General features: G+C 55.1%; 11 protein-coding genes and 1 tRNA gene. 5 read left to right on the top strand and 7 right to left on the bottom strand.

Annotation, left to right across the window (positions count from 1 at the left end):
• The 5 genes from Pla52o_RS18190 to Pla52o_RS18170 all read right to left on the bottom strand — a co-directional run.
• The coding region (locus Pla52o_RS18190; RefSeq protein WP_146596023.1) for a hypothetical protein at positions 1–257 on the bottom strand (257 nt) is incomplete at its 3' end.
• A gap of 340 nt (positions 258–597) precedes the next feature.
• Positions 598–1,968: a sigma-54-dependent transcriptional regulator gene (locus Pla52o_RS18185; RefSeq protein WP_146596022.1), complete on the bottom strand. Its 1,371-nt coding sequence runs from the start codon at positions 1,966–1,968 to the stop codon at positions 598–600.
• Positions 1,969–2,130: 162 nt separating this feature from the next.
• A complete protein-coding gene (locus tag Pla52o_RS18180; protein ID WP_146596021.1) occupies positions 2,131–3,489 on the bottom strand; it encodes a sensor histidine kinase in 1,359 nt (452 codons plus the stop codon).
• Positions 3,490–3,621: 132 nt separating this feature from the next.
• Entirely contained in the window at positions 3,622–5,172 is a 1,551-nt protein-coding gene (locus Pla52o_RS18175; protein WP_146596020.1) for a Do family serine endopeptidase, read from the bottom strand.
• Between the two features lie 1,011 nt (positions 5,173–6,183).
• Positions 6,184–7,365, bottom strand: coding sequence for a DUF481 domain-containing protein (locus tag Pla52o_RS18170; protein ID WP_231612460.1), 1,182 nt, complete (start codon positions 7,363–7,365; stop codon positions 6,184–6,186).
• Between the two features lie 605 nt (positions 7,366–7,970).
• On the opposite strand from Pla52o_RS18170, the gene Pla52o_RS18165 reads away from it, so the two are divergent.
• Positions 7,971–8,043: transfer RNA gene (locus Pla52o_RS18165), tRNA-Cys, on the top strand.
• A gap of 121 nt (positions 8,044–8,164) precedes the next feature.
• Positions 8,165–9,337, top strand: a complete 1,173-nt coding sequence (locus Pla52o_RS18160; RefSeq protein ID WP_146596019.1) for a tyrosine-type recombinase/integrase — start codon at positions 8,165–8,167, stop codon at positions 9,335–9,337.
• A gap of 159 nt (positions 9,338–9,496) precedes the next feature.
• Here the strand turns inward: Pla52o_RS18160 and Pla52o_RS18155 are convergent, their stop codons facing one another.
• Positions 9,497–10,036: a hypothetical protein gene (locus Pla52o_RS18155; protein WP_146596018.1), complete on the bottom strand. Its 540-nt coding sequence runs from the start codon at positions 10,034–10,036 to the stop codon at positions 9,497–9,499.
• A gap of 1,655 nt (positions 10,037–11,691) precedes the next feature.
• Positions 11,692–12,021 (bottom strand): hypothetical protein, encoded by a 330-nt coding sequence (locus Pla52o_RS18150; RefSeq protein ID WP_146596017.1) that lies wholly within the window; start codon positions 12,019–12,021, stop codon positions 11,692–11,694.
• A 337-nt stretch (positions 12,022–12,358) separates the two neighbouring features.
• On the opposite strand from Pla52o_RS18150, the gene Pla52o_RS18145 reads away from it, so the two are divergent.
• The 3 genes from Pla52o_RS18145 (at position 12,359) to Pla52o_RS27945 (ending at position 13,673) form a co-directional block, all read left to right on the top strand.
• A complete protein-coding gene (locus tag Pla52o_RS18145) occupies positions 12,359–12,706 on the top strand; it encodes a hypothetical protein (protein ID WP_146596016.1) in 348 nt (115 codons plus the stop codon).
• Positions 12,707–13,108: 402 nt separating this feature from the next.
• A complete protein-coding gene (locus Pla52o_RS27500) occupies positions 13,109–13,360 on the top strand; it encodes a hypothetical protein (protein WP_231612459.1) in 252 nt (83 codons plus the stop codon).
• Positions 13,302–13,673, top strand: a complete 372-nt coding sequence (locus Pla52o_RS27945; protein ID WP_390620893.1) for a DUF1580 domain-containing protein — start codon at positions 13,302–13,304, stop codon at positions 13,671–13,673. The genes Pla52o_RS27500 and Pla52o_RS27945 overlap by 59 nt, the downstream gene beginning before the upstream one ends.
• Positions 13,674–13,737: the final 64 nt, after the last annotated feature.

Raw genomic sequence — 13,737 nt, 5'->3', positions numbered from 1 at the left:
ATCAAAAATGACGCGGGATTCAAACCGTAGCTGCGTTCGCCAGAACGCGGTCCACCGTTAGGCAACACTCCCGACATCAAAATCAAAAATGACGTGGGATTCAAACCGTAGCTGCGTTCGCCAGAACGCGGTCCACCGTCGGGCGAAACCCCCGACATCAAAATCAAAAATGACGCGGGATTCAAACCGTAGCTGCGTTCGCCAGAACGCGGTCCACCGTCGGGCGACACTCCCGACATCAAAATCAAAAATGACATGGGATTCAAACCGTAGCTGCGTTCGCAAGAACGCGGTCCACCCTCGGCCGAAACCCCCGACATCAAAATCAAAAATGACGCGGGATTCAAACCGTAGCTGCGTTCGCAAGAACGCGGTCCACCGCTAGACGACACTCCCGACATCAAAATCAAAAATGGACATGGGATTCAAACCGTAGCTGCGTTCGCAAGAACGCGGTCCACCGCTAGGCGAAACTCCCGACATCGAAACCAAAAATGACGCGGGATTCAAACCGTAGCTGCGTTCGCCAGAACGCGGTCCACCGCTAGGGCGAAACTCCCGACATCCCCATCAATTTTTAGTACGCGATAAGTGCTCTCATTCGCCGTCTTGCTTGAGCTTGCGATAGATCGTCTTGCGATCCAAACCAAGAATGCGAGCCGCCTGAGTTTGGTTGCCGCCGACCGCATCCATAACATGTTTGATGTAGCGTCGCTGGACCTCTTCCATCGAAACCAATTCCGCGGGATCGAAGCCACCAAAAATCAGCGTACCGCCTTGGAAGTTACGAACTTTTTCGGGTAAGTCTTCCAGGGTGATCTTGTCATAACGTGTCAACGCGATCGCGCGTTCCATCACATTCCGCAGTTCACGCACGTTGCCCGGCCACGAATAGCTAAGCAGTTTTTCCGCAACGCCTTCTGCAAATCCTGCCACCGGCTTGTTCTCACTGGCCGCAAACCGATCCCGAAAATGCTCCGCCAATCGTAGGATGTCGGCGCCACGCGAGCGAAGTGGCGGCAACTCGATCCCAATCACATTGATGCGGTAATACAAATCTTCTCGAAACCGCCCTTCGGTAACCGCGGTTTCGAGATCGCGGTTGGTCGCCGTCAACACCCGCACATCAAAACGCATTTCCTTGTCACTACCGACCGGACGTACTTTCCGCTCCTCGAGCGCGCGTAACAGTTTCACTTGCATCGTCATCGGCATTTCGCCCATCTCGTCCAACAATAGCGTTCCGCCATCGGCTTCCAAGAACAAACCACGTCGCTCTCCGCGTGCGTCCGTGAACGCTCCTTTGACATGACCAAACAATTCGCTTTCCAATAGAGGTTCAGTCAGCGCGGCGCAGTTGACCGCGACAAAAGGTTTCTCCGACCGACGACCGCTGGCGTGAATCGAACGCGCGACCAATTCCTTTCCTGTCCCACTTTCGCCCGTGATCAACACCGCCGCGTCCGAATGGGCCACCTGTTCTAATTGGTCGTACAAGCCCTGCATCGCGGGGCTTTGCCCGAGCACTTCCCCGAACGAAGTCGCTTGCTGCTGTGACGATTCCAATAAACGCACCTGCTCGGTCAACCGTCGATGCTCCATCGCACGCTTCAATGTGATCGACAGCAAGTCCATCTCGATCGGTTTGGTGATGAAGTCATAAGCCCCCGAACGCATCGCTAAGATCGCGGTTTCGAGTGTCCCAAACGCGGTCATCACAATCACCGGAATATCCGGGCGAACTTGTGAAAGTTGTTGGCACAATTGCAGGCCCGTCGTCCCTGGCATCCGCACATCGGTCAACACGACGTCGTAATCTTGGTGGTGAATTGCTTCGATCGCTTCCTGGGCCGATGTGAACCACTCGCTCGGGATACCGCGCAGTCGCAAATCGGTTTCAATCAACTCACACATGTTCCGTTCATCGTCGACGATCAGGACACGCGATTCATGGGGGGCAACAGTCATGATGTACTTTGAATTCGAAGGGCAAAAACGCGAGTGAAATTTGCGGATAACGTGAAAAACGCAGGAGTGCAACGCGAAGCGGAAACCAGGACAAGTTGGCCGATCGGAAATTGCGCCCCCAAACCGCCGCTTGCCGCCGAGAGCATCTCCGCCGCAGGCGAACTACCTGAGCATCGGAAAGCGGATACGAAACGTGGTCCCGCACCCCGGTTCGCTGTCGACCTTGATTTCCCCCGCGTGTTCTCGCACGATCCCATAGGCAATCGACAACCCCAGCCCCGTCCCCTCACCGACATCCTTGGTCGTATAGAACGGTTCAAACACATGGTTTAGCTGTTCCGAAGGGATGCCGACCCCGGTATCGCGGACTTCGATCCAGACCATCTCGGTTGGCTCATCGACATCGATCGAGACGGTAACCGTACCGCCATCAGGCATCGCGCCGATCGCATTGCTGATCAGATTCGTCAACACTTGTTGCACCTGGGCCGCGTCGCCAGCGATTGTGGTGGGGCGGTCGGTCGCGTGTAATGCGATTTCGACGTCCGATTTTCTCGCTAACGGACGCATCAGATCACACGTCCGAGTCAGAATCTCAGTCAGATCGATCGAGTCGTGAGGAGAGGGCGTTTGCCGAGCGAAATCCAACAATTGCCGAATAATCGCTGTCATGCGCTCCGATTCGCTTTTGATGGTTCGGGCACTCGAGGCAATTTCTTGTTCGGAAAGTTTGCCACTCGCGATCAATCCAGCACGACCGGAGACGACATTCAGCGGCGTACCGAGTTCATGAGCAACCCCCGCCGCCAAAGTTCCAATCGTCCCCAACCGATCGGTGTGGCGAATCGTGTCGCGCTGGTCGCTCAAGCGATGACTCATCTGGCTGATCGCCACGGCGAGTCGGCCGAGTTCATCTTTGCCGCTCAACACCGGCGATTGGTCCAATTTGCCCTCCCCGATCAAGTTGACTTGCTCGATTAACTTGCCTAGGGGCTTGCCAACTAATTCAATGCCGCCGTAATAAATCACGACCGCCGACAACCCAGCGACCCCGATTAACGACAAAATCGACGCATACACCGAATCTCGCACGAAGGAATCTTGTTCGGACATCGACTGCGAGACTTCGACCGTCCCTAGGTTTTCGCCATCGACGTTCAGCGGCACGTAGGAGTAGGCGGTGCGAGTACCATGTTCGTCGGTGACCGAAACGCGTGACATCGACCGCGCGATCGCTTTGGGCGGCGGTGAGGCGACTTCACGCCCGTCGATCCAACGGATGCGAGGACCATTGAGCTGCTCGGTTGAAATCTCCACCGCTTGCTGGATCGTCACACGCCCACCGTTGCGATAAGCCGACTGTAACGCCGGTTGCAATGTCTCGACCAATTCATGCGCGTGGGCTTCACGCCGCTGCTGCTCCCATGCATGTTGACGCTGAATCGTCTGCCAAGCAAACAGCGACACGACGGCGAACACCCCCACTAGAAAAATCAGAATCAATTTAGCCGCGAGTCTCATGAAATCACTCCGTCGGAGGACGGCAGAAAAGGTTCAATTGCCAACCATGTTCGCAAAAAAATGCGACCAACGTTGATTGTAAGTCAGACGTTGGCCGCAGTCATTCCCGCCCCGTTGCACGCCGCGGCGAGACTAGTTTGCCACCACGACGAATCGCGATCCCTGTTCGCTGCGGACCAACAACAAAACCGAACCGTCCGAGTCCTCCGCCACCCGTTTCTCAAACTCTGCGGCACTGGAAACGTCTTGACGATTCACTTGGACGATCACCATCCCCGGCTGTAATCCCGCCTCGGCGGCGGGGCTGCCGTCTTGGACGCGGGTCACGACGACGCCCGTTTCGGACTCCATTCCCAATTGTTTCGCGACGTCGGCCGATAACGCATTGATCTCCAACCCGAGCGACTTCAACTTCACGCCTTCGCTCTTGGTAATCGGGGTGCTGCTGATGCCAAAATCGCTCGGCGCCGCCTCCGGTTTGTACGTCAACTCAATCGAGTTGCCATCGCGAATCACCTCCATCGTCAGCGATTGGCCGATCGGGGATCGCTCGACCGCCAATTGTAACTGCTGAGGCGTGGTGACATGAATGCCACCGAAGTGCACAATCACATCTCCCGTCTTCAACCCCGATTTGGCCGCCGGCGTATCGGCAAACACATTCGTCACCGCCACGCCACTTTTCGGAGCCACCCCAAGCTGCGTGCTCAATTCGTAGTTCACCGGTTGAATGCTAACGCCGAGGTACGAGCGGACGACTTGGCCGTGAGTCAGTAATTGATCGCTGACCCAATTCGCCAAATTCGAGGGCACTGCGAAACCGACCCCATTGTTACCACCGCCACGTGACGAAATCGCCGTGTTGATCCCGATCACTTCGCCGCGCAAGTTAACGAGCGGTCCACCGCTATTGCCAGGATTGATCGCAGCATCGGTTTGAATGAAATTCTCGCGATCGGTGATCCCAATCCCGCGGTTCTTCGCACTGACAATGCCCGCGGTCACGGTGCTTTCGAGTCCAAAGGGTTGACCGAGTGCGACGACCCAATCCCCAACTTCCATCGCGTCACTGTCACCCACCGGGGCGGCGACGAGCGAGGAGTCGCCTTCGAATTTGACCACCGCGATGTCGGTTTGCGGGTCAGTCAACACTTCGGTCGCGACAAACTCGCGTCCATCCTGTGTTTTGATGATCACCTTACCGCCTCCCTCGACGACGTGATTATTCGTCATCACGATTCCAGCAGCATCGATAATCACGCCCGATCCGATACCGCTCTGCGTTCGCGGGGCTTGCCGCGGCATCATTTGTCCTGGATTCATGCCGGGAGCCCCTCGAAACATGTCTTCAAATGGCGTTCCCTTAAACGGGTTTTCCTGGCCCATCGATCGGCCCTTACCCGGTATCGGTTGCTTAGCCGATTGCCATGCGGTGTCCGGACGATTTTCAATTGCCACGACCGCGGGCAACACGTGCGTCGCGACGCTGCGAAACGCACCGGACAATGCGTTAGCAACGCCGAGTGATTCATTGCTGATCACGGCCGCCGCGGCCGGCTTCGCTTCGGTTTTCGTCGATGTCGCCGGAGCCGCGGCAATCACCAATCCCGTTGCGGCGACCGTCAACGGAGCCGCCAACAAGGCCGCACGCAATTTAGAGCGTTTTGAGTAAAAACGTTTCATCTTTCAAGTCCTTTTACAGGTGCTGATGTATCAAAGATTCAGGGCGGGAAACGGCCAAGCGATCACGAGGAACCTCGTGACGACTCAAACAGAGGAACGGCAGCCGTGAGCCCCAGCGGAAACGATCGCCTCGCGGCAATCTTCCGGCCTCGCAAAACAAAAGCACGTGCCGTGCCATCGTGCCTTCTGATTCTCTCCGAACGCCGAAACCGCCTAAAACACGCTGTCGCGTTGCATTCGGCGGGAATCAAATGGGGCGTGAACCGGGACACAAAGTCGCGTCGGGGCAGAATGCCCCAGGGCTTACCTGACCACCGATAAGAATCACGCCGCGTGCGAGCTTCGCGGCGGTTGCCTTGGGGTGCGTTCGCGCCATACGCCTCGTCGCCCGTCGGAACTTGCGTAAAAAAACACCCTGATGGGTCCAAAGTAAATTGGCATTCAGCGTCAGACCCCAGAAACATACTGCCCCGATCCGAAGTCGCGATAGCGACGACAGCAGTCAGATCCGACCTTCGCAAAACCTTACCCTAGACTTGGTTGGTCAGCGCCGTTGGCGTCTAGGGAAACGAGCCCAATGGAAACGAAGCAGTTAGGCAGGAATGAATGGGTAAAATTCCATTAGCCGCTTGGCCGTTAGCCACGGTTGAACTGCTAGAACCGTGGCTAACGCCAAAACGGCTAATCTACTGAAAGACGCCTGCCTACCGGCTTAGCCCCATGAAAACGAGCCCGTGCAGTGAAAGCTGGCAAACCGATCCGGCATCAATGCCGATTCTTTAGCAGCCTAGAGCATTTCGATTTTTCGATGTAGCTGTCGGCGCCCGTCGGCGGGCCACGTTCTTGCGAACGCCGCTACGGTACCAAGGCCACATCAATTTCAAGATTGCTCTAGGCTGAACCCAAAAGCAAGGATTGACAAAGCATCGAGACAGAAATCAATCGCAGTCATTGGAGTTAGCGGGGGAGCGGCCCCCGAACCGTTGAGCCAAAAAACATATCCACCCCGACTTAGAACTTGTACAACAGCAATAGTGAGTAGTAGACGTCGTTCTTTTTGGCACCCTGAGGAACACTGTCGTAGCGATCGGTTGCCGACAGTTTCAAGCTGAGGTTCTCGCTGCCGTCGAGCAGCATTTCCCAAGCGATGTCGCTGACCAAGCGAAAATTGCTGAAATCTTCCCAGGCCGGGAAGTAGTCGATTTTCGCAGTGAACTTTTGACGTTTGGTGAGCTGGCGTTCTCCCTCGGCACCGAACACTCCTTCCGGCGTCCATTCATCAACCGGAGCCCCGAACTTTCGCGATGCACCAGCACCGACGCGCGTGACAAAGCTGGCGTCATCTTGACGGATCCAGTGGTACCCGAGACCACCGTTCATGTTGATTCGCAAATCGAATGCTTTGAATTTATCCCATTCCATTCCGTACTTGGCAAACATCGACCAATCCGATTCGCCCAGCAATCGGTCCGCATCGACGTTAAATCGCCCGTTGTCTTCGGTCGTCACATTGCGGCTGCTCGCGACTCGATAGTCAATGTCGATCCCGAGGGTGTAGAGTTTTGATTTGCGTTTCAGTTCGAGCCCGGTTTGCAACGCCAACGTGTCGGCGTTACCGCTGCTGCCGTTGATCCCGAATTCCGCGTTATTGTCCCAGCCCTTCATCCAACGAATGGGGTATTGGTACCAACGCGTGACCTCCTCTTCGAGCGGCGGCTGTTCCAATGTGATCGGCTCGGGATCTTTAGGCTTGAATGCCGAACCCACGACGGGTTCCTGATCGCCAAGGTCCAACACGCTCATCGCATGATCGGTCGCGGGCGGAGTCCAATTGGGCATCTCAGTGCTTTGGAATCCGCTTGGGTTGGCGTTGGAACTCAATTGTCCGGGAGGCGTTAACGACGGCGGTTGCGATACGGGTGCGGCCACGGCGTTTGAGCTCAGCTGGACCGGGATTGGCATCCCCAGGGGTCCCGAGGCAAACGTCGTAGGGATTCCACCGACCGGTGCCGAGTCACGCTTGGGAAACGACGACATTGAGCTCGGGATCGAAGGATCGACCGGCATCGTGTAGGGCGTCGTGTAGGGCGTCGCTGACCCGCGATCGTCTTGAGCTGCGATGGGCTGTTGCGGCGGCGAGGAGGATGCTGGTTTGCCCGTCGCTACGGCTGGATTGGAATTGCTGGATGGCATGCGGTAACCGTCGCCGCTCCAGCTCGAAACGCCTTGTTGCCAGAGTGGGATTTCGGACGATTTTTTTTCCTCCGCACCAACGGGGGCTGCCTGCACACCGAATGAGGTAGTAAAACAGAGGATCCCGGCGACCAGGGGAGCGAAGAGCTTGTGCGAAGCGTTCCCGACGTGGTGGCCCAGCCCCGCACTTCGGTGCGATTGAGCAAGACGCGATTCCACCGAGTTTTGGCCAGAAATTTGGCCAGAAATTTGCCCAGAAATTTGCCCAGAGCGGAGCGACGAGTGGTGCGTGTTGGGGCTCAAATCGTTGTTTTTCTGCATCGAGAGAGTCATGGTTCACACTAACGGAGTGTTTGCGAGTCAGCTTGCGAAGTTCTTGATTGCCAGGGATGGTCCCCCTGTAGCAAAACGGTCCATGAGTGTCAGCATGAGTTTGTCGGAGAACAAGAAAGTCAAAACTTATCAAAAGGCTTTTTCAAAACACTAAAGAGTGGCAGGGCAGAGTCCGATAGGATTGGTATCACCGACCGCGGCAACACGATTGTCGCAGTCAGAGCATCTTGACTATCCGGCAGCAATCTCCTATTTTGCTGGAAATCAACCAAGGCGACGTGGCCAAGTGGCTAAGGCGAAGGATTGCAAATCCTTTATTCGTGGGTTCGAATCCCACCGTCGCCTCTTTTGCAAAACAAGCGTGATTAACGGGTAAAACCGCGACCTGTCGAACGTCGGCAGAGCACACTTTCAGAACTTACCAAACGGGAACATTCCCGTTTGGACTGAAAATGGATGTGCTCCAATGCCCAAACTAACAAACGCTTATCCCAAGTACCGCAAGCACTCTAGCGGTAACGCTCGCGTCACGATCAACCGTCGCGACTATCTTCTTGGACCGCATGGCACCCAAGCCAGCAGGCGGAAGTACGATCAAATCATTGCCGAGTATCTGGCAAGCGGCCGAAGCTCATGCTTTGGGGTTGCAGCAGACGAATACACGGTCGCCATGATGATGGTCGAGTATCTAGCGTACAGCAAAGTCTACTACGGCAACGCTGCAGGATCGGAATGGCACAAGGCGAAGTGTGCCGCAAAGCCACTGAAGAAGCTCTACGCCAACCTTCAGGCGTCCGAATTCGGCCCAGCCCAGTTCAAAGTGGTCCGGGACCAAATGCTAGTTGGTGGGCTATCGAGAACCTACGTCAACTCTCAGATGAAACGAATCCTGAGGATGGTCAAATGGGCGGCAGCAGAAGGAAAGGTGTCAGCTAGCGTATTTGATACGCTGCGACTTATTCCAGGTCTGAAGAAAGGACGGACGACCGCGAGGGAAACCGCCCCCATCATGCCTGTTCCCATTGAGGATGTGGACGCGACGTTGCTTCACCTGCCGTCCGTCGTCGCCGATATGGTCCGATTCCAGTTGCTTGCCGGATGTCGTCCTGGTGAAGTCTGCAAACTGACCCCAGCGATGATTGGTCGAAGCGGTGAAACGTGGGTTGCTGAACTCAATGAACACAAAACCGCCCATCACGGTCATACACGCAAAATCTTTATCGGTCCAAACGCTCAGAAGATCCTGACGCCCTACCTGTTTCGTGATGCCGACGATTGTCTGTTTCGCCCGTTGGACACCGATCGAATGCAGCGTGAGATCAGAACGGCGAATCGCACAACGCCTCCATCGTGTGGCAACAAAGTGGGAACCAATCGCAAACGTAAGCCGAAACAGAAGCCGGGCACCGCCTATACAACGGGAACATATGGGCAGGCAATCAAACGAGCCGCTACGACGGCCGGTGTCAATCATTGGTCGCCCAACCAACTTAGGCATGCAAGAGCAACATACATCCGGAAGCACTTCGGTCTTGAAGCTGCCCAAGTGATTTTGGGTCACCAATCGGCGGATATCACGCAGACCTATGCCGAGCGTGATGAGGAACTTGCCAAGTCGGTTGTCGCGAAGATCGGCTGATGCTTCCCCGATGAGCGTGGGTAAACAGTCGGGGCCACTTGTCGGCGCTCGCTAGCGTCGAATCTGGAAGCCCGCACAATCGCACCCCCAACGAAAACAGGCCGGACAACCCGCAAAGGTCATCCGGCCCGTTACTGATGGCTATTCAGGTGGCTCTGTCTACTCAGCGGCAATAAAGCCTAAAATGCGGACAAGGAAAGAGTCAGCGGCGATGGTGGCAGCATCGCGAACGTCCGACGACACTGCACCCGATGCCGCAAAGGTCACTCGTTTGGCCCGCTCTGGCAATGATCGGAACGCAGCACGGAACACGCTAGCGGTGATGCCTTTGGTTGCTCGCGTGACCGTGCTCCCGATGAGATTGCCCCTTGCATCTTCGGCGACTGCGACAAGGCAATCGGGGCAGGCCAACATCATTGCGGTTGCGATTGCTCGAACGCCGTTGCGTACTGGCTCAGTATCCGGCACATCATCGACGATCGTATTGGCATTGCTTGACCGCTCGCTCATCGGGATCGACGTTGGATCGTCCAGCACGCCAGCATCAAAGTCGCGGTCGACGGCACGCAGTTCCCCATCGGGAAAGCGAACAAAGCGGGAACGAGTCTTGGCTTGGCCGATCCAAAGTCCATCAGTGTCAATGGTTGGTTTGGGTGGTTCGGCGAATAGTCGCGTAGTTGCGATCTTGCGTAAGGTCATCGAGGGTTCCTCAAGTGTGTCGCGACGTGTGATCGCAACGAGGGACGAAAGTTAGTTAACGGCGAAGTGCCGTCGTTCAAGTATTTCATCGACAAAACGCAAGAGTCAAACCGAATCCGTCTGGAAAGATTCAATTGCACCACCCGGCCATTGCCTACGCGGTACACGTCCACGGACATTTTGCGGCGTCAACGTCACTTCGACTACTTTTACGATGATGCAGAAACGCGACTCATCAAAGTCATCGCGTATCGAACCGATCAGTCCAGCCAAACCGGGCTCGCTCTTGCTTTGCCGGGGCTGGCATACTACGTCAATCATCTTCACCGATGAGATTAGAGCCCCAACGCTGGGCAGTCGTTCGGAAGCCCAACGACGAAGGTCAACCGGCAAGTCTGGTGAAGCAGGCACGACAACACGAAGCACGCGACCGCTTTCGTTGAGGTTGGATAGTTGCCTCTGACTTAGTTCGTAACGCATCTACAAGGCCTATGGTTGGGCGGCGGTTGCCACGCTAGGACAAGGGTGAGCAGCGATACGCTGCAACGTGCCTATGATGACTTGTCTATGATCGCCAACGCAACCGCAGACCCGAGTATGGGACCCAATTGCGCCAGCTTTTTTAACCCGGACCCCCGCCCGTTCGTTTGCCCACGTACCTAGTTATCCTCCGACCCTACCTCTCAAAAAAAAACACGAAAAAAATCTCACAACTCATCCAACAACATTCGATGTGTTTCAACCCCTGGCTTTTTCGGTACGAATCGGCCTCGATGCCATCTGCATGGCACCAAGAGGTTTTGATGTGGCTCTACGCTTTGGTAGTCTTTCCCAAATCGCGTCCGTCGTCCCTGAGCCTATGCCTACCGGATGACCTGTGTAGATCCCGGAACAAATCATTCTGATCCAGCGTCCACAATTGGCGTCGATTTCCGATGCCTCGCATTGTCGTATACGAATCAACCATTCAATAAGGTAAACAAGATGGCTTTCGCTCTAAGTTCGTTGTTCGGCGGTGGCGGTTCGTCCGACCTGATGTCGGCACTAGCCGCTCAACTATTCGGTTCACCTGCAAAATTCACCAATAAACGCAGACTTCCAGCGAATCCAACACGTTTGACGCGAGCCAGATCCCGCTATTCAACCAGCAATTGGCGGGTGCCGATCAAGCCTCGCAAAAGTTACGTGATCAGATTTCGCAATTGTCTGCTCAACGAATGGCATCGTTGCAGTCTAATCTGAATCATCAATTCCAAGCTGCTCAGGGTTTTGGCAACCAAGAGTTTTCCGACACCAACCGTCGATACGATTCGCGTCAGGGAAATGTTGGTCAATCGCTTGCTAACCGCGGGCTCTACATTCAACAGTATCGCCGGGGATGTCTGCGCTGGTCGAGCGGGAACGTAACGCAGCTCTCGGTCAAGCCAATGCTTGACAACAACAGTACCTTGGCGGATTGTTTGGTCAACAGACTCAGATGCTTGACGCGGCCAACGCCCAGAGTCAGAACGCACTGAATCAGTTGGGTGGTCAAGATTACCAGTTGCGAACGCTGCTACCGCAGAGCATCGCCCGGTCGACCGTTGGTACTTCAACGTCCAACAAGGCAGACAGGGAAGGTGGTTTTCTATCGAGTCTTTTCGGGTAACGGCCAACTACCAAGGCGCACTCTGCGGCGATGTGTTCACCGTGTTGTTGATCGTTGTCGGTGCTGGTTTCGAAGCATAGGCTGCTGTGACCTGCCCCTGTCGAGCAATCTGAGCCGACCTGACAACCGTTCTCGAATCTACCTCAGACCGCCAGACTTCATACTCTTGTGGTGTGGCAGTGCCAGCCAATACCTTGTCTCGCAGATTGTTCTCAAGGTTGGTTGGTGTTCCTGCGTTCCGAGCAACGGTTTCGGAATATTGTTCCCATTCCGTTGCGGTGCAACCGAGTGACAGGCAAAGGGACGCGACACCCAACACGGCGAGTTTCCAGTTCATGTCCTTGACTCTCATTCACGGCATCTGGATTACGGTTCCCTCTTCTGGGGAACCCTACCTACCCATGTCGTCATTTGCGAGCTGGTTCTTTATGGATATGTGGCTTCCATTTGTTCCGATGAGCTAGCAAATAAGCCTCGCAAGACATCCAATGCCAGCTTGAATAACGCGATTTACGTGACGAAACAGCCTGGATGCCATCGCTCAATTACAAAAACTGTAGACTCGCGACTTGCTCTCCATCTGAAAAAGTGCATTATTTAGCTTCATGTGGCACATCGCCGCAAATACATTTCCCAAGGCAGCAACCCGCTGCTAACTCCAAAGGAATAGCCTCATGGCTCGGTCGAATCTTTACGTATTGGCCGAATCGGGTCACCCAGAACCCGCAACACTTGATGCGTTCAACTCCTGGGAAGACTCAATTCCCGATGAGCAGAAGTGTGCTCTCGGCAAGCGGCTAGCTGTTGATCATGTTGGCGGTGTCACGGTCGTTAGCGTTTTCATTTTGACGGCTATTGGTTGGCACAATCGCAAGCCACAAGTTTTCTTGACTCAAGCTGTCGGCGATGGAGTCTGGACCGAGCGTCGGTACACATCGCTGCGTGCGTGTCTCAACGGGCATAGGGACGAACTGCGAGAGCAACGCAAGTTGCAGTCGAACATCTTGTCGCCGCTCATTTAGCGTCCCCATCAAGTCTCAATTATCGCCCACGCGGTCGCCCTACAGGTTGCCGCGTTTTTCGTTGACGGTCCAGGGTGTTGAATCGAAACGTGACTCTATGTTACATTCTGTTCTCGCACGAATCGCAAGCCACCAACTCAAGAGACTGAGCTGCAATTCATGACGGTGCTAACGATCACGGCAACGATTAGCCGAAGCACGCCTGAAGGAATAGGCCGACACACATAGCAAGCCGCCATAAGTAGGTTACCCAGGCAAACGGGCCTCGCAACATCGCGAAGGGGTAGTCCGCGTATCTTGCATGGGACGTGTCAACCATTCGTTTTCTTACGATAGGGTTGCGCACGTCGAATCTTTCCATCTTAGCGATGGCGTGACCCTGACACTCACTCAGGTTTCAACATGCCTCCCAAGAATCTAATTCCTTTCACTTCGTTGGATCGCGAAGTGAAACAACTCATCGGGCGATCCTGGTCTACGATGACCTATCGACGATGGATCAAAGACGGCGTTCGTGGTCGTGTCTTACCTTCCCGGCTCGTCGCTGGCTCTCGCTACATCCTGGATAGCGATCTTGCGACGTTCCTGCAGGTTGATGATGCTCGCGTACCGAAAGGCAAACGACGTAAAGCAAGGGGGGGGAACCGTGGTTAATTCACCCCAGCAAGTCCGCTCCGATGAGTCGACTAATCTACTGCCACTCGTTGATGCTGTTCGTGAAGCAACTAGCATGAGACCCGCACTGTCAACGGTCCTGCGATGGTCCCAGAAACCGAACCAGCACGGTGTTCGGCTGCAAACGTGGAAGGTGGGAGGACGCCGACTAACGAGTGTCGAGGCAGTTCGTGCCTACATTGATGCGACGACTCAAGCAGCTGATACCGGCCAACTGCCAACAGCAACCAATCGCCAGCGTAATGACGCTCATCAAAAGGCGATGGCGGAATTGGAAAGGCAGGGTATCTGATATGAGACAGCCAACGAAAAAAGGGCTGCCAGCGCAGCAACGCCAACAGCCCGAATCAAGTTCG

Source organism: Novipirellula galeiformis (assembly GCF_007860095.1).
GTDB classification, from domain to species: domain Bacteria; phylum Planctomycetota; class Planctomycetia; order Pirellulales; family Pirellulaceae; genus Novipirellula; species Novipirellula galeiformis.
The sequence above is the reverse complement of the archived record's forward strand: the minus strand, read 5'-3'. Positions and strand labels throughout refer to the sequence as shown.